The following is a 24938-nucleotide window of genomic DNA, read 5'->3' as shown; positions in this document are numbered from 1 at the left end:
AGACGCCATGCTCAGGACGGGTCGATCGCCGCCGCGGTCTCGCCGATCATCAGCGCGGCGTCGTCCGGGACGTTTCGCTTCAGCACGGCGAGCGCCACCTGACCCAGCTCGTGGTGCAGCACGGCGGTGCCGACGAAGCCCACCGCCCGGCCGTCGAGGGTCACCGGCGTACCGGCCGTCGGCGGTTGATCGGTGGTCACCCCGTCGAGGTGCAGCAGTACGAGGCGACGCGGCGGCCGACCCATGTTGTGCACCCGGGCCACCGTCTCCTGCCCCCGGTAACAACCCTTGTCGAGATGTACCGCCGGGCCGATCAGATCCACCTCGGCCGGAATGGTCCGGTGGTCGGTGTCCACCCCGACCCGCGGTTGCCGGGCGGCCACCCGGATCGCCTCGTACGCCCACAGGCCGGCGACCGGCACGCCCGCGCCGCGCAACTCGGCCACCACCTGCTCCATCGCGGAGCGGGGCACCAGCAGGTCCACCCCGAGCGGGCCGCGCCGCGCCCAGCCACCGATCGGCAGGGGTTTGACGTCGTACCGAACACTCGCCCGCTGTGGCACGGCACCGGCGGCGAACTTCGGACCGGGCACCGCGACCAGGTCCGGTGCGGCCAGCCCGGTCACGCCGAGCGTGGCCAGCGCCTCCGTCGCGGCCGGCCCGACAAGCGACAACAACGCCCGTTCGGCGGTCGCGTCGCGCGGGTCGACCCGGCTGAAGAACCGCATCTTCTCCAGGTACCCGAGCAGGCCCTCGGTCGCCCCCGGCTCGGTGTCCAGCCAGGCCGTCTCGCCATCCTCGGCCACCAGCGCGTGCTGCTCGACGTGCCCGTGCGGGGAGAGCACCAGCAGCTCGGTGCCCTCACCCGCGGACAGCGTCGTCAGGTGCTGCGAGGTGATCGTGTGCAACCAACTGGCGCGCTCCTCCCCGGGCACCGCGATGACCCCCCGGTGCGACCTGTCGACCAGGCCGACCTCGGTGTCGAGGGTGCGCTGCTCGCGCAGCGGGTCCCCGTAGTGCGCGGCCACCCCGCGTACCCCGGCCGCGACGTGCGCCGGGTCCGGCTGGTCGCGACTCGCCTCGTCGATGCTCTCGACGGCCACCGCACCCGCGATGTCGATCACTTGTCGTCCCCGTTCTCGCAGCGTACGCAGACGCCGAAAAGTGACACGTGCCCGATGTCCACCCGGAACCCCCGCTGCGCGGCCAACTCGTCGGCGAGCGGCCGGAGCAGCCCCGGATCGATCTCGTCGATCGCCCCGCACTCCCGGCAGACCAGGTGGACGTGTTGGTGCTCACCTGCCGCGTGATAGGTAGGTGAGCCGTGCGACAGGTGTGTGTGGGTGACCAGGCCGAGCCGTTCCAACAGCTCAAGCGTGCGATAGATGGTGGTGATGTTGACGCCGGCGGCGACCTCCCGGACGGCGGTGTGCACCTGCTCCGGGCTGGCGTGCCCCAGATCGAGCACCGCCTGCAGGACGAGCTGCCGCTGGGGCGTCAGCCGCAGCCCACGGGCCCGCAGCATTTCCGCGAGGGAGGTTTCGGACACCGTCCGATCATAGTTCGGCCGCCAGGTCGGTCCGCGCACCGCGATCGACCGCCACTAGGCTCGATGGTCATGGTGATGTCGCCCGCCGGGAAGGTCGGGGCCGATCCGACCGCGCGGATCGTCGTCCTCGGGCGCGGTCCGGTGCCGGCCGGTGACCCCGTGCTCCGCGGTGACGACCTGGGCGTACTCCGGGGTGACGGCCTCTTCGAGACCATGCACCTGCGGCAGGGCCGGCCGTGGCTGCGTGACGAACACCTGGCCCGGCTGGCCGCCGCGGCCGACGCCGTCGACCTGGCAGTGCCCCCCACCCCGGTGCTCGTCGACCTGCTCGACCAGACGTGCGCGGGCTGGCCAGTGGCTGTGGAGGGGGCGCTTCGGCTGGTCTGCACCCGGGGACCGGAGACCGGCGGGCCGCCGACGGTCTACGCCACGCTGGCCGAGGTGCCGGCGACCTCCCGGGCGGCCCGGCGGGCCGGGATCAGCGTGGCAACCCTGCCGCTGGGGGTGCCCGCCGCCGCCCGCAACGGGCTGAGCTGGCTGCCGGCCGGGATCAAGTCGACGTCGTACGCGGTGAACAGCGCCGCCCGTCGCTGGGCCGACCGGGCCGGCGTGGACGACGTGCTCTGGATCTCCTCCGACGGTTACGCGCTGGAGGGTCCCTGGGCCAACGTGGTGTGGCTCACCGACGACACGCTCTGCACGGTGCCGGCCGCCACCACCGGCATCCTTGCCGGCACGACAGTGGCCTGGCTGCTCGCCCACGCCGCCCAGTTGGGGCTACGCGCGGCCGAGCGGATGGTCACAGCGGCCGAACTGCACGCGGCGGACGGCGTCTGGTTCACCTCGTCGGTGCGTGGGGCCGTCGAGGTCCACACGCTGGACGGGGTGCGTCGCGCCCGCTGCCCCCGCACCCCCGCCCTCCAGGCACTGCTGGGTTTTCCCAGCTAGTCATCCGCCGACCCGGACGAGCCGGGCGGAGAGGTGTGGGCTGAGCCCGTGCCCCATCGCGGCCATCTCCTGGGCGTAGAGCAACGCGCCCTCGACGATGCCGAAGAGCCGCTTACCGCCCGTGACCTCCTTCGCGGTCGGTGTCCGCACCACCGCGTCGGTGGCGAACTCCACCTGGGTGCCGGTGCGCTTGCCCAGGTGCAGCTCCATCACCCCGGTCGGCGTGGTCAGCAGCACCTCCAGCTCGTCGGTCGCCCGCCCGTCCACCAGCACCGGCCGCCACCAGCCGACCTCGCGGCCGGCCGGCCGGACCGGCTTGCTCTGCTCGTCCAGGATCCAGGCGCGCGACTCGTAGTGCAGGAACGGTCGGCCGTCGTGGCTGATCCGGATCTCCTGCGCGTAGTCGAAATCCTCGATGGTGGGGAAACCACCCTTGCCCCGGCCACGCCAGAGGCCGATGTAGGGCAGCAGGCCATCGAGGGCGGGGTGCAACTTCGGCCCGACCCGCAGGTCGTGGCTCTCCGCGAACGGGTACTCCTCGACCGGCGGCGCGTTCAGCCACGGCGGTTGCAGCGGGTTCTCGCTCACCAACGTCCTCTCGAAATGCGAACCGCAAGGTAGACCAGGCCACCGGCGAGCCCGCCCAGGCCAGCGACCAACAGGCTGACAAACCCGATCTCGGTAACCATCCCGGCCATCCTATGCTGGGCCACATGACCCGCACTCTCGTCGTCAAGGCCACCGCTGGGGCGGACGCCCCGGAGCGGTGCGCGCAGGCATTCACTGTAGCCGCGACGGCGGTCGCGGCCGGGGTGGACGTGTCGCTCTGGCTCACCGGCGAGTCGACCTGGTTCGCCCTACCCGGTCGTGCCCAACAGTTCGACCTGCCGCACTCCGCGCCGCTCGCCGAGTTGCTGCACGTCATCCTGACAAGTGGTCGGGTGACCGCGTGCACCCAGTGCGCGGCCCGCCGCGAGATCGGCCCGGACGACGTGCTGCCCGGGGTCCGGATCGCGGGTGCCGCCGTCTTCGTCGAGGAGGCGATGGCCGAGGGCGCGCAGGCGCTCGTCTACTGACCACCCGACCCGGTTCGTCGGTTCGAGCGGAGTGCCGATACCGACCCGACATCCCGGACGGCTGCCTACGATTCGGATGTGACCGAGGCGACGGAGAGGTTCTTCGAAGCGCTGCCGTCCCGCGCCCCCGACATCCTCGGCGGCCTGGCCGACGGGACCCTCCAGATCGACCTCGGCGACGACCACCGGACCGAGCACTGGCTGGTCCGCATGCGACCCGGGTCGGTGCAGGTCACCCGCGGACGTGGGCCGGCCGACGCCCTCTGGTACAGCAGCGCCGCCCTCTTCGACAGACTGGTCACGGGTGAGGCCCAGGGGGTCGCGGCGGTGCTGCGCAACGAGAGCACGTTCAGCGGCAACGTGGTGCTCTTCCTCGCCTTCCGCCGGTTCTTCCCGGACCCGCCCGGCACCCGCGACCCCCGGGAGACGGCGCGTAGAGCAGCCGGACGACCGGCGTGAGGCAACTCGTCAGCATCCTGGACGGCAACACCTTCCTGGTAAGTGACAGGCGGGGCGACATCGAACCGTCCTACGACTTCCCCACCGGGCTGTTCTCCTTCGACACCCGATTCCTGTCCAAGTGGGTGCTCACCCTGGACGGTGAACGGCTGCACGCCCTCTCCGTCGACGACGCCGAGTCGTACCGCACCACGTTCTTCCTCGCCCCCGGGGAACCCACGCACTATCTGGACGCGAAGGCGTCGGTGATCCGCAGCCGGGAGATCGTGGGCAGCTTCGCGGAGGAACTGACAGTGCTCAACCACCTCGGCGCGGAGGTCGAGTGCGTCCTCCGGATCGAGATCGCTGCCGACTTCGCCGACCTGTTCGAGATCAAGGATTCGCGGCGCAAGCGGGGCCAGACCACGATCTCGGTCGCCGAGAACGAGCTGCGGCTGGCCTACCGGCGGGAGGCGTTCCACCGGGAGGCGGTGGTCAGCACCAGTACGCCGGCGGAGGTCGACGCCACCGGAATGACCTTCCGGATCCGGATCGCCCGCAACAGCAGGTGGACCACCCGGCTGCACGTGTCGAGCGTCGTCTACGGGGCCCGCGGCCAGGACATCCGGGCCACCCTGCCGTACGGGGGCAGCCGCAGCGCGGACGCCATCCGGGCCGAGCAGCAGGAGCTGATCGACCGGGCACCGAAGCTCGGCTGCGACTGCGAGCCACTGGCCGGGGCGTACCGGCGCAGCCTCAACGACCTGGCCGCCCTGCGCTACGAGTCGATCACCCTGGGCGTGCGGCTGATCGCCGCGGGACTGCCCTGGTTCATGACCCTGTTCGGCAGGGACAGCATCATCACCTCACTACAGGTGCTGCCGTTCCTGCCGGAACTCGTCCCACCGACCATCCTCATGCTGGCCGGGCTCCAGGGGCACCGGGTGGACGACTTCCGGGACGAGGAACCCGGCAAGATCCTGCACGAACTGCGGTACGGGGAGACCGCCGGCTTCGAGGAGCAGCCGCATTCGCCGTACTACGGGTCGGCCGACTCGACACCACTGTTCATCATCCTGATCGACGAGTACGAGCGCTGGACGGGCGACTCCGCGCTGGTCCGGCGGCTGGAGCCGCACGTCCGCGCGGCGGTGCAGTGGATCGACACGTACGGCGACCTGCTCGGCACCGGCTACCTCTGGTACCAGACCCGCAACCCGCAGACCGGTCTGCAGAACCAGTGCTGGAAGGACTCCTGGGACGCCATCTCGTACGCCGACGGCCGGTTTCCCGGCTTTCCCCGGGCGACCTGCGAACTGCAGGGTTACGCGTACGACGCGAAGATGCGCGCCGCCCGACTGGCCCGGACGTTCTGGAACGACCCGGCGTACGCCGACCGGCTGGAGCGGGAGGCCGCCGACCTCAAACGGCGGTTCGATCGTGACTTCTGGATCGCCGACCGCGGGTACTACGCTGTCGCGTTGGACGCCGACGGCCGGCAGGTGGACGCGTTGACCTCGAACATCGGGCACCTGCTGTGGAGCGGCATCGTGGACGAGTCCCGTGCCGGCAAGGTGGTCGAGCACCTGCTCGGGCCGCGACTGTTCTCCGGGTGGGGCGTGCGCACGCTCGCCGCGGACGAGGGACGGTACAACCCGATCGGCTACCACGTCGGCACGGTCTGGCCGTTCGACAACTCGATAATCGCCTGGGGGTTGTGGCGGTACGGCTTTCGGGACGAGGCGGGCACGCTCTGCGACACCCTGCTGGCGGCGTCCCGATACTTCGGGGGGCAGCTGCCGGAGGCGTTCGCCGGCTACGACCGGGACCTCACCGACTACCCGGTGGAGTACCCGACCGCGTGCAGCCCGCAGGCCTGGTCGACCGGCACCCCCCTGCTGCTGCTCCGGGTAATGCTGGGGTTGGAGCCGCAGGGCGAGCACCTGATCATCGACCCGGCCGTGCCACCGGGGATGGGTCGGGTCGAGCTGCTGGACATCCCCGGCCGGTGGGGCCTGGTCGACGCGCTGGGCCGCAGCCGGGAGCCATCGGACCAGCCGGGCGACGGCTGACCGGGCACCGGCCCGGCTCAGCTGGGGCAGCCGACGGTGGCGGCGAGCCGGGTGTCGTCCGCGGCGAGTTCGGCGAGCACAGTGACCGGGCCGGTGCGGTACGCGTACACCGGTGGCTGGTCCAGCAGTGGAGTGGTGTCGGTGAGCGGGGCGAGGGCGTCCGTCGACGCGGCTGGGCCGGGACCGCCGGCCGACCGCACGGTGCGGGCCGACCCGCCGCCCGGACAGGGCGCGGTGACCAGTTCGGGCGCGGCGTCACCGGGCCGGCCGAGCGCCACCAGGGCGGCGGTCAGGGCGGCGGCTTCCGGACCGGCGGCGGTCGGCTGGGCCGGCCGGTAGCCGGAGCCGACCGGTCGGCATCCGGTGTCGACGAGCAGCAGCACCCGGCCGTCCACCGTCGGCCGTCCCTCGACGGCCACGAACTCACCCGCGTCGGCGCGCAGTTCCGTGCCTTCCAGCCCGGTGCCGACCCCGGCCCGCCACCTCGTCGGCAGCCGATCGGCGATGCCAGCCAACACGGCCCGCTCGGTGCCGGCGGGGGCGAGCACGCCGACCTCGCGGCGCAGCCTTGCCCCCTCCTCGAACGGGGTGACCCGGCAGCCCGCCGCGATCCGCGGCGGGCTCAGCTCCAGCAGACCGGCAGCACCGGCCGCACGGGCGAGTTCGCCGACCGCCCGGTCGACTACCGGGCCGGCCTGGTCGAGGGAACGCTGCTCGCGAACGGTAGGCGGGTCGCTGCGGACCGACATCCAGGTGAGCGCGGCCAACAGCACGGCCCAGGCCACTGTCGCGGCCAGCAGCCAGCGCCGCCACGGCCGGGCCGGCACCGGCGTGGCGGGACTCTCCGAAGGGGCCCAACCCGACTGGACAACACCGCTCACCCGGCCATGGTGTCACGCGTGCGCCGCCGGGCCAGCGGCAGATCCGCCTGAATTGTGGCGCATACCGATCGGTGCAATGAATCGATCTCACCAACAAGTGACAGCAGAGGTGCATTCAGTGATATCCGGGCGCGACCAACCGGGTCCGCAGGCCTCCCCCGACTGTCATAGAGCCGACATCAGCGCACCCGAAGAGCCGGCGCCGTCGATAAACCATGGTTGTGGACAGTGACGCGGGGATCCAGGACGCGGTCCGCGCCGTCGGAGGGAGGCACTAGAGTGACGCCAACAGCGACGTCGTCGACGGCGAGAGGACCAGCAATGGGCACCGCCATCGTCAAGACCGCCGATCAGCTACGCGAGTGGCGCACCCGGCTCCTGGAGCGCGTCCACATGGACAAGGAGACGCTGTACGAGCTGGGGCGCAACTTCGAGCTTCGTCCCGAGGAACGCAGCGTCTACGAGATGGTCCGCTCCATCGACTACCTGCTCGGCGATGACAGCTGACGGGGCACCCGTCTCTCCCGACCTGATCGCCAAAGCCAGCGCCTTCGCCGATGACATCACCAGCCGGCTGCACCGTGTGGTGCGGACAGAGAAGCGACTGTCCGCGCTCCTGATGCCCGGCAGGAACGGCGGCCGCGTCATGGTCGGCATCGTCGAGGGGGACGATTTCGGCACCTTCCCGCTGTACATCGACAACAAGCACCGTCTTGACCTGCTGATCAAGTTCAACTGCTGCCTGGATTCGAGCGGTAGACACCTGGCCGTGGAGGCTTCCTGGCTCCATGTGACAGCCAAGGGCGACAAGGCGCCCTTGTTCCGCTACGAGTACGTCCGCGAGGCACAACCTGGCGTTCCCTCCGCGCACCTGCACGTACACGGTCATCGCGACGAGTTCGCCTTCGTGATGCAGGACGGGCCGAGCGGGCGCCCCAAAGCCAGACGACGGCGACACGAGGTGCCGAGGCTGGCAAAGTTCCACTTCCCGCTCGGCGGGCACCGATTCCGTCCCTGCGTCGAGGATGTCTTGCAGGCAGTGGTTGAGGAATTCTGCGTCGACACGGTCACGGGGTGGCGGAGCGCTGTCGGCGCGGGCCGGGAAGAGTGGCGCAGATCCAGTTGCTCGCCGCGGTGCGCGACGCCCCGGGAACTGCCGCTCAGGCACTTGAGGAGCTGGACTACAAGGTGGTGCCACCCGACTCCGCTCCTGCCGAGAATCACAGCAGGTTGCAGGCATACTGACGCCAACGACCGGGGCCGATCACCCACGGCGGGTGACCGGCCCCGGTCGATCAGAGCGGTGGGTCAGGCGACGGTGACGGCGACCTCGTTGACACCCCGGCCGGCGGTGACGGCGGTGTCGCCGTTGCCGTGCCGGGACAGGGCCCGCAGCGTCCAGGAGCCCGGTGCGGCGAAGAACCGGAACTGGCCGGCGGCCGAGGTCACCACCTCGGCGGTGAACTCACCCGTCGAGTCGAGCAGCCGGACGTACGCGCCCGGCACCGGCTCGTCGGCGGCGGAGCGGACGATGCCGGTGATGACTGTTTCCTTCTCCAGGTCCAGGCTGGCCGGCAGCGGCGCGGCCTGGTCGGGTGCGGCGCAACTCGCGGCGGTGGGAAGCGTCATGATCAGGCCTCCCCGGGTTCGTCACCGAGCGCGACAGGCACGCCGACGAGGGAGCCGTACTCGGTCCAGGAGCCGTCGTAGTTCTTGACGTTGCGGTGGCCCAGCAGCTCCTGGAGCACGAACCAGGTGTGCGACGAGCGCTCACCGATCCGGCAGTAGGCGATGGTCTCCTTGCCGTCGTCGAGGCCCGCGTCGCCGTAGATCCGGCGCAGCTCGTCGTCGGAGCGGAAGGTGCCGTCCTCGTTCGCCGCCTTGGACCACGGGACGCTGATCGCGGTGGGGATGTGACCGGCCCGCTGCGCCTGCTCCTGCGGCAGGTGGGCGGGGGCGAGCAGCCGGCCGGCGAACTCGTCGGGGCTGCGCACGTCGACAAGGTTCTTGGTGCCGATCGCAGCGACGACCTCGTCGCGGAACGCCCGGATGGAGGTGTCCGGCTCCTGCGCGACGTACTGGGTCGCCGGGCGGGACACCGCGTCGGTGACCAGCGGGCGGGCGTCCAGCTCCCACTTCTTGCGACCGCCGTCGAGCAGCTTGACGTCGCGGTGGCCGTAGAGCTTGAAGTACCAGTAGGCGTACGCGGCGAACCAGTTGTTGTTACCGCCGTAGAGGATGACGGTGTCGTCGTTGCTGATGCCCCGCTCGGAGAGCAACGCCTCGAACTGGGTCTTGTTGACGAAGTCCCGGCGGACCTGGTCCTGCAGGTCGGTCTTCCAGTCAATCTTGATGGCGCCGGCGATGTGGCCGGTGTCGTAGGCCGAGGTGTCCTCGTCGACCTCGACGAAGACGACGCCCGGGGCGTCGAGGTTCTTCTCGGCCCACTCGGCCGAAACGAGTGCGGTGTCGCGACTCATCGAATCACTCCCTGGTGAGGATGGATGGTGAGCCAACGCGCGAGTATCGATGTGTGTAACTGTCGCACCGCGCGGGACCCAGCGGAAGGACGGGATCACGGGTTCGTGCGACGGCGCCGCTGCCGGGCGTTCGGTGGGATTACCGGAGGGTACGAGAACCCTGTGCCGGTGACCGCCGTCAGGCGGCCGGAGACAGCCCCGCCGTCAGATGACGGGGCGACACAGGCAGGTGGCCACGCGACACAGGTCGACCGCGCGCCGTTTGGTGAGGTGGGTCCCCATGAGCAGGCAGCCTACCAGCCGGTGACCGTGCTGCCACTGAGCCGACCACCATCCGGGAACGCCCCGGGCCGCCGTCCGGCCCGGGTCGCACCTCAGCTGGCGGAATTGATCGGTACGTTCTTCGCGTCGGCGGTGACCGCCAGGCCTTCCGGCAGCGGACGGACCTCCCGGACGGCGAGCTGGAACGGCAGGTCGGGCAGGGGCACGTCGATGGAGATGCTCTTCGCGAAGTTGTTCAGGAAGGTACGGGCCAGCGGCAGGTTCGGCAGACCCGCGGCGTCCAGGTCGTTGAAACGCAGGGAGACCGCGCCGTTGTCGGCGACGACGACGTCGGCGGTGCCGCTGATCGTGATCTTCTGACCGAGGATGTCGGCCGGGCCGTTGACGGCGAGCTTGCCGTTCTGCTCGCCGAGGGTGAGCCCCGGGCGCTTCAGCAGCGCGGTCAGACTCTCGTAGCTGATCGTGCCGGCACCGTTGACGGTCTCCGCCACGACGTCACCCTGGCCGGAGCGCAGGGTGTCGAGCGAGGCTCGCACGTTGCGGGCTGTCACATCGAGCACCGGCAGTCGAACCGCGTCACCCTCGACCTGGGCCTGCACGTCCCGCAGGTTGATGGTGATCCGCTCGTAACGACCGTTCAGGACCTGGGTGAGGAACGGGGTTCCGCCCACCTCCACGTCGGGTGCTGCCGACTGCGCGCCCTGCTTGGCGATCTCCTGACGCACCCGGTCGGCGATGGTCCGCTCGGCGATCCCGACCGCCACCCGATCGGCGACCACCACCAGCCCGGCCAGCAGCAGGAGCAGAACGGCAAGCCCGATGAGCAGCTTGCGGCCACGCCGTCGGGGTCGCGCCTCGTCCACCGGATTGTCCTGCGCCACGCCGCCTCCTGTCTCCGCCCGTCGCGCCGCGACGGATCGTTCGTACCGACGCCGCAGGGCGGCGCACCCGTAGGTACCCGACCCGCTCCGCGCTCAACCGTTCCTCAGAGGAGGAGCATGCACATGGCGTACGCGGCCGGCGCCGCGAGGGCGAAGCCGCCGAGTGGACCCTGCATGTGCCGGGCCACCCACATCGTTGGCGTCTCGCCGGCCATCAGCCGACCCGCCTCCGCGTACCCCACGGCGAGATCGGAGAGGACGGCGGTGACCGCCGCGACCAGGCCGATCACGGCGGCCCGGGTCGGCGTGAAGGGAGCCACCAGGTAGCTGCCCAGGAGCCCACTGGTGAGCGTGCCGACCATCGCGCCGGCCACCACACCGGCGGCGCCCCGGGGCACCTGCGGAGCCAGCCGGGGCCAGGGCAGCACGGCGTCGGTGAGCCGGGCGACGGTTAGCGCGACGCCACTGGCGGACAGGCAGACGGTGATCGCCTGGGTGCCGGCCGGGATCCGACTGAGCACGATCAGGGTGCCGAACGCGACCACCCCGACCACGATGAGCAGCGTGGCGCCGAGTGAGTCGGTGACCCGGACCCGGTCGACCCGACGGAAGAGCTGGCCGAGCACGGCAGCGACGAACCCGCCGACAGCCAGGTAGCCCAGCGGCGCCAAGCCGGCGACGTCGGTCTGCACGGCGGCGATGTCGACCAGCGCCGCGACCGCGGCGCTGATCCCGGCCACCACGAGCAGCGCGGGCGGTCGCATGGCCATGGTCCAGGCCAGCACGAACAGCAACTGGACGCCGAAGATGATGAACGCGAACGGCAGGCGGTGGCCGGGGCCCGACGTCTGCGCGCCGAGCACCAGACCGACACCGAGCAGCGCGGCGAAGCCGGCGATGGTCACCGCCAGTTGGCGGCGCACCTCGACCGGGGGGATCACCTCCTCCTCCGGCTCGTCGACCTCGTCCTCGGCTCGGCGGGCCGGCTCACCGGCCCGTCGGGCCCGGCGGGGCCCACCCCGGTCGCGGCGATCGCCGTCGGTGGTGGCCGGGCCGGTACGCGGCGCGGGCGGTTGGCCGCGGGTCGGTGTGGCGGCCGGGCCCGGGTGGGGCCCGGCGGGCCACGATTCGCGGCCGGCCTCGGGCGACGTGGAGGGAAACACGACCCGATCGTGCCAGACCGGCGGCCCGACACGGCGGTCACGGGTTTCAACAACGTTAAAACCTGGGCCACGATCAGGGGCAAGGTAGACAAACAGGAAATGGCCTACCGGCGCGGCCGAGGCGATCGGTTACGCTCAACCCGTTACCCCGCCCGTCAGCGACGCCGGGACCACGCAATTTCTCAGCGCGCTCCCTCGTGAGTGTGTCTGGTCGCGTGCGGCCATGCGCCGCCGGGACGGAGGTGATCGTGGAGATCCTGCTGTTGGTGACCGCGCGGGCCGGCGAACCGTCGGCCGTGCTGCCGGCGCTCGACCTGCTACCGCACTCGGTGCGCACCGCACCGCGCGACGTTCGCACCCTGGTCGCGGGCCCCAGCCCGGACGCGGTGATGGTGGACGCCCGGTCGGAGTTGAGCGAGGCCCGCGCGACCTGCCGCATGTTGCACGCCACCGGGCTCGGCGTGCCGCTTGTCGCGGTGGTGACCGAAGCCGGTCTGATCGCGTTGAACGCGGACTGGGGCGTGGACGACGTCATCCTCGCCTCGGCCGGCCCCGCCGAGGTCGAGGCACGGCTGCGGCTGGCGGTGGGCCGGCTGAGCAACGCGACGGCTGGCGCGGGCGGCTCGATCCGGGCCGGCGAGTTGACCATCGACCCGGACACGTACGCGGCCAAGCTGAAGGGTCGACCGCTCGACCTCACCTACAAGGAGTTCGAGCTGTTGAAGTTCCTGGCCCAGCACCCGGGCCGGGTCTTCACCCGGGACCAGCTCCTGCGCGAGGTCTGGGGCTACGACTACTTCGGCGGCACCCGCACCGTGGACGTGCACGTCCGGCGGTTGCGCGCCAAGCTCGGCTCGGAGTACGAGTCGATGATCGGCACCGTCCGCCAGGTCGGCTACAAGTTCGTCGTTCCGCCGTCGCGATCGCTGGCGGAGGCAGAGCACGCGCCGCTGCCGGTCTGATCCTGGGGAAGCCCTGGGCGATTTCCCATATGCCCTTTTTGCACGGCTTGGCAGTCCTATTCTGACTGCCGGGTTTGTCGGAAAAGGGGGCGGCGGTGCGGGCAGTGACGACGGGGGCAACGGGCCGGACTGACCGGCCAGCCAGGCAGACGCCGTGACGCGGGGCAACTCGACCGCCAGGGCGGCCGGGATCGTGACCGTGGTGGTGGCGGCACTGCTCGGCTCGGCGTACGCGCTGGGCCGCAGTCTCGTCCCCGACCAGGTTCCGGGGCACTCCACCGGGGCCACGACGAGTGCCGACGGGCCGCACTACGCCGACCAGCCCAGCGGCGGCGAGCCCAGCGGCACCCCGAGTGCCCGCACCGGTCCGGCCGAGACCGGTCAGGACGGGTCGACCCCTGACGCGGGCACCGACAAGCTGTTCGGCGCGCACGCCACCTCGGGCTCCGCACGACTCGCGCTCACCTTCGACGACGGCCCCGACCCGCGCTACACCCCACAGGTCCTCGCCCTGCTACGCGAGTACCACGTGCACGCCACGTTCTGTGTGGTGGGCGAGAACGCGCAGGACCACCCCGACCTGATCCAGGCGATCGTCAACGAGGGGCACACCCTGTGCAACCACTCGTGGCACCACGACGTCAGCCTGGGTACCCGCTCGACCGACGCGATCCGCGCCGACCTGCTGCGCACCAACCAGGCGATCCGGGCGGCGGTACCGAACGCACCGATCGTCTGGTACCGCCAGCCGGGCGGCGCCTGGACGTACCCCGTGGTGTCGGTGGCTCGGCAACTCGGCATGACCCCGTTGCACTGGTCGGTGGACCCGTCGGATTGGGACCTACCCGGCGCCAACAAGATCACCGCGACCGTGTTGACGCAGGCCGAACCCGGTTCGGTGGTGCTGCTGCACGACGCCGGCGGCAACCGGCAGGGCACCGTGGACGCGCTGCGCCGGATCCTGCCCGACCTGACCGGCAGGTTCGAGCTGGAGGCGCTGCCCACCGACCCGACCTGAGGCACGGCTTTACTCGGCGACGCTCCGGGCGTCCGGACAGGCAGCGGATACGGTGGCGGAATGAGCAGCGCGGAGCCGACAAGCGACCAGGTGACCCGGACCGACCGCCCGACACCGGCGGAGATCGGCGAGATTCTGGCCCTCGCCAGCGCCGCGGGCGACACCGACGGCGCGAACCCGCTGGACGAGCACGTCCTGCTCCGCCTGCGTGACCCGGACGCCCCGGCCCTGCACCTGATCGCCCGCGCCGACGACGGCACCCTCACCGGGTACGCGCACCTGGACACCACCGACCCGGTCGGCGGGATCGGGGTCGAGCTGGTGGTGCACCCCGCGTACCGGCGGCGCGGCACCGGTCGCGCGTTGGCCCGGGGCGTACTCGCCTCGGCCACCGGGCCACTGCGGGCGTGGGCTCACGGCGACCACCCGTCGGCCGCGGCGCTCGCCGTCGATCTCGGGTTCACCCGGGCGCGGGTGCTCTGGCAGCTGCGCCGGCCGTTGACCGCCCCGCTGGGCGAGCCGCGCCTGCCCGACGGGGTGGCGCTGCGCCCGTTCCGGCCGGGGGTGGACGACGCGGCCTGGCTGACGCTCAACTCGCGCGCTTTCGCCGAGCACCCCGAGCAGGGGCGGTGGACCTCGGACGACCTGCGCGTCCGCCTCGCCGAACCGTGGTTCGACCCGGCCGGTTTCCTGCTCGCCGAGGAGACCGCCACCGGTCGACTGCTCGGCTTCCACTGGACCAAGGTGCACGAACGCCCGGGATCGGCGCGGATCGGCGAGGTGTACGTGCTGGGCGTGGAGCCGACCGCGCACGGCGGCGGGCTCGGCCGGGCCCTGACCACTGCCGGGCTGGCGTACCTGCGGGACAAGCGCGGCCTGGACCGGGTGATGCTCTACGTGGACGAGTCGAACGCCGGGGCGGTAGCGCTCTACGAGCGGTTGGGTTTCGCCCGCTGGTCCGCGCACATCAACTACCACCTGGGCTGACCGCCGGCCGGCGCGCCGACCGGGTCACCGGCGGGTAACGGCCGGGCGTCGGCGGCATAACGCCGAACCGGAAATATAGCCATACTTCCGACAGGTGTATCCCGGTTCACTTACCGGACAACTCACCCTCAGCAAGCGGTCACCTCGGGGGCCGTACGTGTTCACCTCGCGTTCACTTGCGACCGGCGAACCGGCTACCTGGCACTTCTAACTTTCGTGTCAGCCGGTCAAAGCCGGTCCTCGGGCCCCGGGATCGGGGCGCCAAGTCAGACGCGAAGGGAAACCCCTCAGGTGAAGCTCCAGCGGTACGGCGCTATTGCCGGCCTCGCTCTTGCCGCGACGCTCGGTCTCAGCGCATGCGGCTCGGACAACAACGAGCCCGCCTCCGGCGCAACTGCCGCGGGCTCGGCCGCCGCGGTCGACTGCGCTACCGGCACGCTGAACGCCCAGGGCTCGTCGGCGCAGAAGAACGCCATGGCCGAGTGGATCAAGGCGTACCAGCAGAAGTGCCAGGGCACCACGATCAACTACGAGTCCTCCGGATCGGGTGCCGGCGTCCAGGCGTTCATCGCCGGGACCGCCGACTTCGCCGGCTCCGACTCCGCGCTCAAGCCGGAGGAGCAGCCGCAGGCCGACGCCAAGTGCGCCGGCGGCAAGGCCATCCACCTGCCGATGGTGATCGGCCCGGTCGCGGTCGTATACAACGCCGGCGGCGACGTGAAGGACCTCCAGTTCAAGCCGGCCACCCTGGCGAAGATCTTCGCCGGCACGGTGACCAAGTGGGACGACCCGGCGATCAAGGCCGACAACCCGGACGCCAAGCTCCCGTCCGCCACCATCCAGACCGTTCACCGCTCGGACGAGTCGGGCACCACCGACAACTTCACCAAGTACCTGTCGAAGACCGCCGAGGCGGACTGGACCTTCGGCAACGCCAAGGCGTGGAAGGCCCCGGGTGGCGTCGGTGCCGCCAAGTCCGACGGTGTCGCCAGCAAGGTCAAGAGCACCGTCGGCACCATCAGCTACGTCGAGTGGTCGTACGCCGAGAACTCCGGGCTGAACAAGGCCAAGGTGCAGAACGGCGCCGGCGAGTGGGCGGCGCTGACCGCCGAGTCCGCCGGCAAGACCATCGCCGGGGCCAAGGTCGAGGGCCAGGGCGACGACCTCAAGCTGTCGATCGACTACAACACCAAGGAGGCCGGGGCGTACCCGATCGTCCTGGCGACGTACGAGATCGTCTGCAGCAAGGGCCTCGCGGCCGACAAGCTGCCGCTGGTCAAGGGCCTGCTGACCCACGCCGCCAGCACCGAGGGCCAGAACTCGCTGACCGAGCTGGGCTACGCCCCGCTGCCGGAGACCGTCCGGACCAAGGTCGAGACCGCGGTCAAGAACCTCTCCTGACCCGAATCCACCACCTCCGCAACCGAATCGAGCGAGCAGATGGGTGAAACCCCTCACCGCTCGGCCGACGCCGGCACCGGCGGGACGCGCGTGACCCAGAGTCACGAGTGGCCCGCCGGTGCCTCGGCGCGTGTGGCCGAGGCACCAGTCAGCACCCGTTCCCCGGGCGGCGCCGGGTTCGGCGGCGGCGGCGCGCTGCCCCGAAACCGGAAGTTCGGCGCCGAGCGGGCCTTCCGTGGCCTCACCCTGGCTGCCGGAACGACGGTGTTGGTCATCATCGTGGCCATCGCGGTCTTCCTGATCGCCAAGGCGATCCCGGCCCTATGTGCCAACTCCGCGAACTTCTGGACCTTCGAGGGCTGGTTCCCGAACGACAGCCCGCCCACGTTCGGCATCGGCGCGCTCGCCTTCGGCACCGTTCTCACCGCCGCCCTGGCGCTGCTGATGGCGGTGCCGGTGGCCATGGGCATCGCGCTCTACCTGTCCCACTACGCCCCCCGCAGGCTCGGCAACAGCCTCGGCTTTCTGATCGACCTGCTGGCCGCCGTACCAAGCGTGGTGTTCGGTCTCTGGGGCCGCGACTACCTCATCGGCCCGGTGTCGGACCTCTCGGTGTGGCTCAACAAGTACTTCAGCTGGATCCCGATCTTCGGCGGCGACGGCCCCTACGGCAACTCGATCCTGCTCGGCTCCCTGGTACTGGCGATCATGATCCTGCCGATCGTCACCTCGCTCACCCGCGAGGTGTTCCTCCAGACGCCGACGGCCAACGAGGAGGCCGCCATCGCCCTGGGCGCAACCCGCTGGGAGATGCTGCGTACCGCGGTGCTGCCGTACGGCCGCCCCGGCATCATCGCCGCGGTCATGCTCGGCCTGGGTCGCGCGCTGGGTGAGACCATCGCGCTGGCGTTGACCCTCGGTTCCACCTACGCCATCTCGTTCAACCTGCTCGAATCCGGTGGCAACACCATCGCGGCCAACATCGCCAACCGGTTCGCCGAGGCGAACGAGACCGGGCGGGGCGCCCTGATCGCCTCCGGCCTGGTGCTGTTCGCGATCACCTTGATCGTCAACATCATCGCGCGGGCGATCATCTACCGCCGCCGGGAGTTCACGGAGTCCGCCGCATGAGCACAACCGTCACCTCCCACCGCAACCGGCCACCGGCCCCGCCAGCGTCACTGCGGGCCCGGCGGCTGCCCTGGTACGCCGCACCTGTCATCGCCGTGGCGGCTTTCGCGCTCTCCGCCGTGATCGTCTACGGCGCGGGCATCGGCGGCCCGGTCCTGGTGATCGTCCTGGGCGCGGTCCTCTACCTGGCCGGGCTCTTCGCCGCGGCCAACGCGGTCGAGGGGCGCCGCTCCGCCCGCAACCGCACCTGGAGCGCGCTGATCCACTCCGCGTTCGTGCTCGCGGTGCTGCCGCTCGCCTCGGTCGTCTGGACGCTCGTCAGCAAGGGCACCGAGCGCCTGGACGGCGACTTCTTCAACAGCTCGATGAACAACATCGGGGCCCGCGACCCCAACGGCGGCGCGTACCACGCGATCATCGGCACGTTGGAGCAGGTGGGCATCGCCACCCTGATCACCGTGCCGCTCGGCATCCTCTGCGCCATCTACATCGTCGAGTACGGCCGCGGCCGCTTCGCCTTCGCGATCCGGTTCTTCGTGGACGTAATGACGGGTATCCCGTCGATCGTCACAGGCCTCTTCGTGCTGGCGTTCTGGGTGCTGATCGTCTCGCCGTGGTTCAACGACGGCCGGCCGAGCTTCTCCGGCTTCGCCGCCGCGCTGGCCCTCGCCGTCCTGATGCTGCCCACCATCGTCCGGTCCACCGAGGAGATGCTCCGCCTCGTACCGGCCCCGCTGCGCGAGGGCGCCTACGCGCTCGGCGTACCCAAGTGGAAGACCATCCTGCGGGTGGTGGTGCCGACGGCACTGCCCGGCATCGTCACCGGCGTCATGCTCGCGATCGCCCGCGCGGCAGGCGAGACCGCGCCGGTGCTCCTGGTCGCCGGCGGTGGCGCGGCGATCAACTTCAACCCCTTCGAGAACAACCAGTCGTCGCTGGCCCTCTTCGTCTACCAGCAGGCCGGCGAGGCGTCCAAGTATTCGCCGGCACGGGCGTGGACCGCGGCACTCACCCTGGTCGCCCTCGTGCTCATCCTGACGATCGCGGCGAAGTTGCTGGCCCGTCGCAACAGGCTCAGCCGATGAACCCCGGAGGTACCACAATGGCCAAGCGCGTCGAAGCCTCGAACGTCACCGCGTACTACGGCGGGTTCAAGGCGATCGAGAACATCAACCTGACCATCGAGCCGAAGACCGTCACCGCCCTGATCGGGCCATCCGGTTGCGGCAAGTCGACCTTCCTGCGGTCGATCAACCGGATGCACGAGGTGCTGCCGGGCGCCCGCGTCGAGGGCAGCCTGACAATCGACGACCAGGACATCTACGACCGGGACGTGGACGTCACGGCGGTCCGGCGCACCATCGGCATGGTCTTCCAGCGGCCGAACCCGTTCCCCACCATGAGCATCTTCGAGAACGTGGTGGCCGGGCTGAAGCTCAACGGGGTCCGCAAGAAGTCGATCCTGGAGGACGCGGCCGAGAAGGCGCTGCGCGCCGCGAACCTGTGGGGCGAGGTCAAGGACCGGCTGGGCAAGCCCGGCGCGGGCCTCTCCGGCGGTCAGCAGCAGCGGCTCTGCATCGCCCGGACCATCGCAGTCGAGCCGCAGGTCGTCCTGATGGACGAGCCGTGCTCGGCCCTGGACCCGATCTCCACGCTGGCGATCGAGGACCTGATGTTCCAGCTCAAGGACAAGTTCACGATCATCATCGTGACGCACAACATGCAGCAGGCCGCCCGGGTGTCGGACCGGACCGCCTTCTTCTCGATCGAGAAGACCGGCGACCCGGGCCGACTGATCGAGTACGACAACACCCAGAAGATCTTCAGCAACCCGAGCGTGAAGAAGACCGAGGACTACATCACCGGCCGCTTCGGCTGAGCCGACAGCGACCGGTCACCGGCGCCCCGCCCTCCCGGCGTGGGCGCCGGTGCCGTTTCCCACGCCATCCCCCCGCCACCACCACCAACCACGCCCGCCCGCTGCCCCACCGCCACCGCCGCCCCGGCACCGCCGCCCGGCGCCCGGCGCCCGGCGCCCGCGCCCGCGCCCGCGCCCGCGCAAGATCGTGCTGGAACATGGAAGTAGTGGCCTCCCCCGCACGACGATGCCACTACTTCAAGGATCGAGCACGATCTTGCAGACGGGCAGCGGGCGACGCGCGACGGGGCAGCGAGCGGCTCAATCGAGGACGAAGCGGGGTTCGCCGTTCGGGGGCAGGTCCAGACGCGGGGTGACCGGGGTGGCGGCGTCCCGGTCGGCCGCCGCACGGGCCACGCCGGCCAGGTCGCCGGCCGCCGCCACCTGGGCCAGCGTGACCAGGGTCGGCGGCAGCATCGTCAGCTCGCCGGCCTCAGCCCGGGCCAGCGCGTCCGCCGGCCGGATCCACAGCGTGTGGTCGGCCTCGCCGGAGACGTCGCGGGTCCGCTGTCCCGCCGGCAGCAGGGCGACGAAGAAGTACGTGTCGAAGCGGCGCGGCTCGAACTCGGGAGTGATCCACCGGCTCCAGGGCAGCAGCAGGTCCGACCGCAGGGTGAGCTGACGGTCGGCGAGCAGCGCCGCGAAGCCCAGCCGACGCCCCTCCAGGTCCTGCCGGGCCGCCTCCCAGTCGTCGCCGCTGACGTCGCCGACCACTGTCCCCCGGTCCGGGCCGGCGAGCAGTACGCCAGCCTCCTCGAAGACCTCCCGCGCGGCGGCGCAGACCACCGCCTGGGCGGCGTCCGGGGCCACCCCGAGCCGGTCCGCCCACTCGTCCGGTGCCGGCCCCGCCCAGTCCAGATGTGCCTCGGAGTCGGAGCGGTCCACCCCGCCGCCGGGGAAGGCGTACATCCCGCCGAAGGTCATCGCGGCGACCCGGCGGATGACGTACACCTCGAAGTCGGTGTCGGTCGGACGCAGCAGCAAGACGGTTGCCGCGACCCGCGGCGTGGCCGGAGTGCCACCCTCGGCCTGGAACCGGCGGGCGTGCTCGACCAGGGCGGCGGGCGCGACGAAGCCGGCACTGTCGATCGTCATGCCGCGAGCCTAGTTCGCCGCCACACCGCACTGCCGGGGCGCCGCGAACCCATGCTCAGCCCCTTTGCTCTGCTTCAGCGGAGGCAACAGAATTGCTCTGCTTCAGCGGAGGCAACAGAAACGGCTCGTCGGTGTTGCCTGGGCTGAAGCAGAGCAAAGGGGGAACCGAGGGGTGGCCGGGCGGCGAGGGGCGGCGTTCGCCCCGCAGGCACAGGGGTTAGCGTTCCGGCATGACTCGTTGGGGCATCCTGGCCACCGGCCACATCGCCAGCCGTTTCGCCGAAGACCTCCGGTTAGTGCCGGACGCCGAACTGGTCGCGGTCGGCTCGCGCGCCGTCGAGAGCGCGCGGCGCTTCGCCGACACGTACGGCGCGAAGCGCGCGTACGGCTCCTGGGTGGAGCTGGCCGCCGACCCGGAGGTGGACGCGATCTACGTGGCGACGCCGCACTCCGCGCACCACGAGGCCGCGATGACCTGCCTGACCGCCGGTCGCGCGGTGCTGTTGGAGAAGCCGTTCACCCTCGACCTGGCCACCAGCACCGAACTGGTGGACACCGCCCGCGCCGCCGGGGTCTTCCTGATGGAGGCCATGTGGATGCGGCTGAACCCGATGATCCTGCGGGTGGTCGAGCTGATCTCGCAGGGGGCGATCGGCACGGTGACCGGTGTCCGGGCCGACTTCGGGGTGTCCGGGCCGTTCCCGCCGGAGCACCGGATGCGCAACGCGGCGCTGGGCGGCGGCGCGCTGCTCGACCTGGGTATCTACCCGATCAGCCTGGCCCACCTGTTGCTCGGGGTGCCGCAGCACATCAGGTCCTGGGCGCAGCTCGGCCCGGAGGGGACGGACGAGAACACCGGCCTGCTGTTCGGCTACGACAGCGGAGCGCTGGCAACCCTGAGCTGCGGCATTGTCGGGTTGAGCGGGCAGACCGCCTCGATCACGGGCACCGAGGGACGGATCGACCTGCCGGAGCCGTTCTTCCGGCCGGGGTCGGTGACGGTGCACCGGGCCGGCGCGGAGCCGGAGACGATCGCCGCCGACGGGGCCGGCAACGGCTACCAGTACGAGGCGATCGAGGTGCAGCGCTGCCTGGCGGCCGGGCTGACCGAGAGCCCTGTCGTGCCGCACACCACGACCCTTGAGGTGATGGCGCTGCTGGACACGGTGCGGGAGCAGATCGGCGTGCGCTACGAGTGAGACGAACGGCCCCGGTCGCGGTGACCGGGGCCGTCGTGGTGCCGGGTCCGGTCAGCCGAAGAGCGGCCGGACCAGCAGGTAGGTGACGCAGGCGATGAGTGCGGCGGCCGGGAACGTGATGATCCAGGCGAGCACGATGTTGCCTGCGACGTTCCAGCGGACCGCGGAGAGCCGCTTGGTCGCGCCCACGCCCATGATCGCCGAGGTGATGGTGTGGGTGGTGGAGATCGGTGCCTTCAACACCAGGGCGTTGAAGTAGAGCACCGCGCTGGCGACCGTCTCGGCGGCGAAGCCCTCCGGCGGCCCCAGGTCGATGATCTTACGACCGAGGGTGCGGATGATCCGCCAGCCGCCGGCGTACGTGCCAAGCGCCAGCATCGTCGCCGAGGTCCAGAACACCCAGCCCGGGATGTGCGTCTTGCTCTCCTGGAAACCACCCGTGTAGAGCGCCAGCACCACGATGCCCATGGTCTTGGCGGCGTCCTGCATGCCGTGGCCCACCGACATGGCCGCCGCGGAGACGGTCTGCGCCCAGCGGAAGCCCCGGTTGAGCTTGCCCGGCTGCCCCTTGCGGAACAGCCAGAGGATGGCCAGCATCAGCACGTAACCGAGGGTGAGGCCGACGATCGGCGAGAGCACCATCGGCAGCAGCACCTTCTCGCCGATGTTGCCCCACTGCACGATGCCCCCGGTGGACAGCAGGGTCGCGCCGACCAGGCCGCCGAAGAGCGCGTGCGAGGACGACGAGGGCAGCCCGAAGTACCAGGTGATCAGGTTCCAGGCGATCGCCCCGAGCACCCCGGCGAAGACCACGCCGAGGCTGTTCACCCCGGTCGGCAGGGTGACCAGGCCGTCGCCGACCGTCTTGGCCACGCCGGCACCGAAGTGTGCGCCGACGAAGTTGCCGACGGCGGCGAGGCCGAGGGCGATCCGGGGGGTCAACGCCCGGGTGGAGACGCTTGTCGCGATCGCGTTGGCGGCGTCGTGGAAGCCGTTGGTGTAGTCGAACGCCAGGGCTACCCCGATCACCGCCAACACGGCGATGAGTTCGGGTGTCACAGTCACCGGCTCAGGACTCCTTGACCGCGATGGTCTCGACAGTGTTGGCCACGTGCTCGAAGGCGTCGCAGGCCGCCTCCAGCTCGTCGGCGACCTCCTTCATCTTCAGCACCGTCAACGCGTCGTACTCACCGGAGAAGAGCCGGACGAGCAACTGCCGGTTGATCCGGTCGCCCTCGTTCTCCAGCCGGTTGCACTCGATCCAGTAGTCCTCAAGATCCTTCATCGACTTCAGCCGGGGCATCGCGTCGGCGGTCAGCTTGGCCTGCTGGTCGAGCACGTTGACCATCTCGTGCAGCTCGCGGGGCAGCGCCGGCAGCTCGGTCAGCCCGTACAGGTAGAGCAGGTCGCCCACCGCCTCCAGGTGGTCCATCACGTCGTCGAGCAGCGAGCCGAGCCGGTAGATGTCCTCCCTGTCGAACGGCGTGATGAAGGTTGAGTTGATCTTCTTGTACAGGTCGTGGGTGATCTGGTCGCTGTCGTGCTCGACCTCGGTCAGCCGCTCACTCACGGACTGCACATCCACGCCCGGCAGGGCCAGCTCGTTGAGCAGCGTGGTGCCCCGGACCAGGTTCTGCGCGGCCCTGGTGAAGAGCTCGTAGAAGGCGCCCTCGGTGGGGCGGAAGGAAAACTTCACAGCACAGACCTCGTCGCGTCGGTGGAAGGGTGGCGGCACCCGTCGGGCACCCGCTCGGTGAATGCTAGGAAACGACAGAACCGCGAATTCGACGGCCCACCCCTGGTCAGACGTCATTCACCGGTCGTTCATCTGCTGTTCATCTCGGCAGTCCCACCCGCACCCGCTCCCCCAGCGACCAACCGTTCGCGCTCACTGTCGACGTCGAAATCGGCAGCCGGATACCCCAGGTCGAGCGTGCCGAACGTCTCACGCAGCAGATGGGCCACCGCCCAGTCCCGGTACCACTTACGGTCCGCCGGCACCACGAACCAGGGCGCGGCGTCCGTGCCGCACCGGCTGAGGGCCTCGGCGTACGCGGCCTGGTAGTCGTCCCAGTGCGATCGGGAGTCGACGTCGGAGGGGTTGTACTTCCAGTGCTTGCGCGGGTCGGTGAGCCGTTCCAGCAGGCGCTTGCCCTGCTCGGCGTACGAGATGTGCAGCATCACCTTGAGCACTGTCAGCCGACCCTCGGTCAACTCCCGCTCGAACGAGTTGATCTCGTCGTAGCGGGCCCGCCAGGTCGCCTCCGGCACCAGCGCGGCGACCCGGGCGATCAACACGTCCTCGTAGTGCGAACGGTTGAACATCCCCACGTACCCCGGTGGCGGCAACTCCCGCCGGATCCGCCACAGGAAGTCGTGCCGCAACTCCTGGCGAGTCGGCGGCCCGAACGAGCGGATGTGCAGGCCCAGCGGATTCATCGCGCCGGCCACCCTCTTGATCGTGCCGTCCTTGCCGCCGCAGTCCATCGCCTGGAGCACCAGCAGCACCCGGCGGGCCGGCCGGTCCAAACCGGCCTTGGCCATCGCGTAGAGCATCTCCTGCTGCCGGGCCAGCTCGCCGCCGACCAGCTCCACCTGCTCCCGCGCCCAGGCCTTGCGCTGCTCGCCGCGTCCTGCCGTGTCCGGCACGCCGGGCGTGGACCGGGGGTCCACCGCGCCCAGGTCCACCGGTGCGGTGACCCGCAACAACTCCCGCACCGAACCGCCGGCCGGTGCCACGATCTGCCCTTGTCGGGGTGCGCTCATCCACGGATCATCGCCCAATCGCAGTCGATCCGCCCGCCGAGGCCCACCCACCGCCGGTCGGCGCGGTCCGCGTACGACCCCGACAGGAGGGTGGTGGTGGGCCGTGCGGTGGTGAACCGGCCGCGCGTGGCGGCGTCAGACCACCAGGGCCAACCACTTCCGGTACGCGCTGGCGAACGGCTCGGTGCCGTCGCCGAGCGCTCCGAAGAGTCGCTGGGCGGCGGCCTCGGCCTCGGCCACCACGTCGTCCGGGTAGCCGAACCGGGCCCGGTGCTCGGCGAACTCGTCCTCGTCCAGCAGTTCCACCAGGCCGGTGGCCCGCCGCCGGACGACGTCCAGGTCCAGATCGATCAGGTGGACCGTGTCGTCGGATTCCCAGCGGGCCGGGGTGGCGATGTCGCAGTAGACCTCGCTGGTGCGGGGCGGAGGGTTGAACATGGCCGTCCACCAGGCACGGTGGGGAACCAGCAGCACGAACGGAATCTTCTCCACCGACGGCCGACCGTGGTAGACCGACTCGGTGCCCTGCGGCACGCCGAGCCAGATACCGAGGTCGTCCTCCGTCAGCCGGCGGGCCGGGTAGTCGCGGTGGGCGCTGCCGTCGTACTTGCGGTAGATCACTCGGACCATGTCGCTCGGCATGATTCGCACCCTAACCGATACCGCCCACCCGTCGTAGCGCGGCGGTAAC

General features: G+C 70.7%; 29 protein-coding genes. 14 read left to right on the top strand and 15 right to left on the bottom strand.

The genetic code is table 11. From position 1 onward, the window contains the following. Positions 1–11 precede the first annotated feature (11 nt). Together AB0B86_RS16655 and AB0B86_RS16650 are read right to left on the bottom strand one after the other, a co-directional pair. Positions 12–1124, bottom strand: coding sequence for a folate-binding protein (locus AB0B86_RS16655; RefSeq protein WP_357412849.1), 1113 nt, complete (start codon positions 1122–1124; stop codon positions 12–14). Continuing rightward, positions 1121–1549 (bottom strand): Fur family transcriptional regulator, encoded by a 429-nt coding sequence (locus AB0B86_RS16650; protein ID WP_357412847.1) that lies wholly within the window; start codon positions 1547–1549, stop codon positions 1121–1123. Before AB0B86_RS16650 ends, AB0B86_RS16655 begins: the two co-directional genes overlap by 4 nt. A 69-nt stretch (positions 1550–1618) precedes the next feature. On the opposite strand from AB0B86_RS16650, the gene AB0B86_RS16645 reads away from it, so the two are divergent. After that, positions 1619–2497, top strand: coding sequence for an aminotransferase class IV (locus AB0B86_RS16645; RefSeq protein WP_357412845.1), 879 nt, complete (start codon positions 1619–1621; stop codon positions 2495–2497). Here AB0B86_RS16645 and AB0B86_RS16640 read toward each other — a convergent pair whose 3' ends face one another. Continuing rightward, complete coding sequence (locus tag AB0B86_RS16640; protein WP_357412843.1) at positions 2498–3088, bottom strand: FABP family protein; 591 nt, start codon at positions 3086–3088, stop codon at positions 2498–2500. Next, positions 3082–3186, bottom strand: coding sequence for a small membrane protein MtfM (gene mtfM / locus AB0B86_RS16635; protein ID WP_030327764.1), 105 nt, complete (start codon positions 3184–3186; stop codon positions 3082–3084). The genes AB0B86_RS16640 and mtfM overlap by 7 nt, the downstream gene beginning before the upstream one ends. A gap of 12 nt (positions 3187–3198) precedes the next feature. Here mtfM and AB0B86_RS16630 point away from each other — a divergent pair, with 12 nt between their 5' ends. From AB0B86_RS16630 to AB0B86_RS16620, 3 genes are all read left to right on the top strand, one after another. Beyond that, on the top strand, positions 3199–3573 hold the full coding sequence (locus AB0B86_RS16630; protein WP_357412841.1) for a DsrE family protein: 375 nt from the start codon (positions 3199–3201) through the stop codon (positions 3571–3573). A 78-nt stretch (positions 3574–3651) separates the two neighbouring features. Beyond that, positions 3652–4032: an SCP2 sterol-binding domain-containing protein gene (locus tag AB0B86_RS16625; RefSeq protein WP_357412839.1), complete on the top strand. Its 381-nt coding sequence runs from the start codon at positions 3652–3654 to the stop codon at positions 4030–4032. Further along, positions 4029–6083: a glycogen debranching N-terminal domain-containing protein gene (locus AB0B86_RS16620; protein ID WP_357412837.1), complete on the top strand. Its 2055-nt coding sequence runs from the start codon at positions 4029–4031 to the stop codon at positions 6081–6083. Before AB0B86_RS16625 ends, AB0B86_RS16620 begins: the two co-directional genes overlap by 4 nt. Positions 6084–6100: 17 nt before the next feature. Here the strand turns inward: AB0B86_RS16620 and AB0B86_RS16615 are convergent, their stop codons facing one another. Further along, the gene (locus AB0B86_RS16615; protein ID WP_357412835.1) at positions 6101–6964 is read right to left on the bottom strand and encodes a hypothetical protein; all 864 of its coding nucleotides are present in this window, start codon (positions 6962–6964) and stop codon (positions 6101–6103) included. Between the two features lie 321 nt (positions 6965–7285). On the opposite strand from AB0B86_RS16615, the gene AB0B86_RS16610 reads away from it, so the two are divergent. After that, the gene (locus AB0B86_RS16610; RefSeq protein ID WP_357412833.1) at positions 7286–7471 is read left to right on the top strand and encodes a hypothetical protein; all 186 of its coding nucleotides are present in this window, start codon (positions 7286–7288) and stop codon (positions 7469–7471) included. 567 nt (positions 7472–8038) lie between these two features. Next, a complete protein-coding gene (locus AB0B86_RS16605) occupies positions 8039–8209 on the top strand; it encodes a hypothetical protein (RefSeq protein ID WP_357412831.1) in 171 nt (56 codons plus the stop codon). Between the two features lie 63 nt (positions 8210–8272). Here the strand turns inward: AB0B86_RS16605 and AB0B86_RS16600 are convergent, their stop codons facing one another. From AB0B86_RS16600 to AB0B86_RS16580, 5 genes are all read right to left on the bottom strand, one after another. Then, positions 8273–8593, bottom strand: a complete 321-nt coding sequence (locus tag AB0B86_RS16600; protein ID WP_357412829.1) for a DUF1416 domain-containing protein — start codon at positions 8591–8593, stop codon at positions 8273–8275. A 2-nt stretch (positions 8594–8595) separates the two neighbouring features. Continuing rightward, positions 8596–9444: a sulfurtransferase gene (locus tag AB0B86_RS16595; protein WP_030490110.1), complete on the bottom strand. Its 849-nt coding sequence runs from the start codon at positions 9442–9444 to the stop codon at positions 8596–8598. Between the two features lie 204 nt (positions 9445–9648). Beyond that, positions 9649–9726 (bottom strand): Ms5788A family Cys-rich leader peptide, encoded by a 78-nt coding sequence (locus AB0B86_RS16590; RefSeq protein WP_310503780.1) that lies wholly within the window; start codon positions 9724–9726, stop codon positions 9649–9651. Positions 9727–9818: 92 nt separating this feature from the next. Continuing rightward, positions 9819–10607: a DUF2993 domain-containing protein gene (locus tag AB0B86_RS16585; protein ID WP_357412826.1), complete on the bottom strand. Its 789-nt coding sequence runs from the start codon at positions 10605–10607 to the stop codon at positions 9819–9821. A 104-nt stretch (positions 10608–10711) separates the two neighbouring features. Further along, positions 10712–11770, bottom strand: a complete 1059-nt coding sequence (locus AB0B86_RS16580; protein ID WP_357412824.1) for a hypothetical protein — start codon at positions 11768–11770, stop codon at positions 10712–10714. Between the two features lie 242 nt (positions 11771–12012). On the opposite strand from AB0B86_RS16580, the gene AB0B86_RS16575 reads away from it, so the two are divergent. From AB0B86_RS16575 to pstB, 7 genes are all read left to right on the top strand, one after another. Next, a complete protein-coding gene (locus AB0B86_RS16575) occupies positions 12013–12732 on the top strand; it encodes a response regulator transcription factor (protein ID WP_184188346.1) in 720 nt (239 codons plus the stop codon). Positions 12733–12886: 154 nt separating this feature from the next. After that, positions 12887–13750 carry a polysaccharide deacetylase family protein gene (locus AB0B86_RS16570; protein ID WP_357412822.1) on the top strand — a complete coding sequence of 288 codons (864 nt, stop codon included), beginning with the start codon at positions 12887–12889 and terminating at the stop codon, positions 13748–13750. A gap of 60 nt (positions 13751–13810) precedes the next feature. Continuing rightward, on the top strand, positions 13811–14737 hold the full coding sequence (gene mshD, locus AB0B86_RS16565; protein WP_357412820.1) for a mycothiol synthase: 927 nt from the start codon (positions 13811–13813) through the stop codon (positions 14735–14737). A gap of 291 nt (positions 14738–15028) precedes the next feature. Further along, positions 15029–16138, top strand: a complete 1110-nt coding sequence (pstS, locus tag AB0B86_RS16560) for a phosphate ABC transporter substrate-binding protein PstS (RefSeq protein ID WP_357412818.1) — start codon at positions 15029–15031, stop codon at positions 16136–16138. Positions 16139–16177: 39 nt separating this feature from the next. Next, positions 16178–17269 carry a phosphate ABC transporter permease subunit PstC gene (gene pstC, locus AB0B86_RS16555; RefSeq protein WP_357418480.1) on the top strand — a complete coding sequence of 364 codons (1092 nt, stop codon included), beginning with the start codon at positions 16178–16180 and terminating at the stop codon, positions 17267–17269. Next, a complete protein-coding gene (pstA, locus tag AB0B86_RS16550) occupies positions 17266–18354 on the top strand; it encodes a phosphate ABC transporter permease PstA (RefSeq protein ID WP_357412814.1) in 1089 nt (362 codons plus the stop codon). Before pstC ends, pstA begins: the two co-directional genes overlap by 4 nt. Before the next feature lie 17 nt (positions 18355–18371). Continuing rightward, complete coding sequence (pstB, locus tag AB0B86_RS16545) at positions 18372–19148, top strand: phosphate ABC transporter ATP-binding protein PstB (RefSeq protein ID WP_357412880.1); 777 nt, start codon at positions 18372–18374, stop codon at positions 19146–19148. A gap of 300 nt (positions 19149–19448) precedes the next feature. Here pstB and AB0B86_RS16540 read toward each other — a convergent pair whose 3' ends face one another. Then, entirely contained in the window at positions 19449–20282 is an 834-nt protein-coding gene (locus tag AB0B86_RS16540; RefSeq protein WP_357412812.1) for an NUDIX hydrolase, read from the bottom strand. A gap of 230 nt (positions 20283–20512) precedes the next feature. Here AB0B86_RS16540 and AB0B86_RS16535 point away from each other — a divergent pair, with 230 nt between their 5' ends. After that, the gene (locus AB0B86_RS16535) at positions 20513–21481 is read left to right on the top strand and encodes a Gfo/Idh/MocA family oxidoreductase (RefSeq protein WP_357418478.1); all 969 of its coding nucleotides are present in this window, start codon (positions 20513–20515) and stop codon (positions 21479–21481) included. Positions 21482–21532: 51 nt separating this feature from the next. Here AB0B86_RS16535 and AB0B86_RS16530 read toward each other — a convergent pair whose 3' ends face one another. The 4 genes from AB0B86_RS16530 to AB0B86_RS16515 form a co-directional block, all read right to left on the bottom strand. After that, a complete protein-coding gene (locus AB0B86_RS16530) occupies positions 21533–22540 on the bottom strand; it encodes an inorganic phosphate transporter (protein WP_357412878.1) in 1008 nt (335 codons plus the stop codon). A gap of 10 nt (positions 22541–22550) precedes the next feature. Next, entirely contained in the window at positions 22551–23177 is a 627-nt protein-coding gene (locus AB0B86_RS16525; RefSeq protein ID WP_357351199.1) for a DUF47 family protein, read from the bottom strand. A 128-nt stretch (positions 23178–23305) separates the two neighbouring features. Further along, the gene (locus AB0B86_RS16520) at positions 23306–24247 is read right to left on the bottom strand and encodes a PPK2 family polyphosphate kinase (RefSeq protein ID WP_357412808.1); all 942 of its coding nucleotides are present in this window, start codon (positions 24245–24247) and stop codon (positions 23306–23308) included. A 135-nt stretch (positions 24248–24382) separates the two neighbouring features. After that, positions 24383–24889 carry a DUF402 domain-containing protein gene (locus tag AB0B86_RS16515; protein WP_357412806.1) on the bottom strand — a complete coding sequence of 169 codons (507 nt, stop codon included), beginning with the start codon at positions 24887–24889 and terminating at the stop codon, positions 24383–24385. Between the last annotated feature and the right edge of the window lie 49 nt (positions 24890–24938).

This window comes from Micromonospora sp. NPDC049047 (assembly GCF_040649135.1).
Lineage (GTDB): Bacteria > Actinomycetota > Actinomycetes > Mycobacteriales > Micromonosporaceae > Micromonospora.
This window is presented reverse-complemented; position numbering and strand designations above follow the sequence as displayed.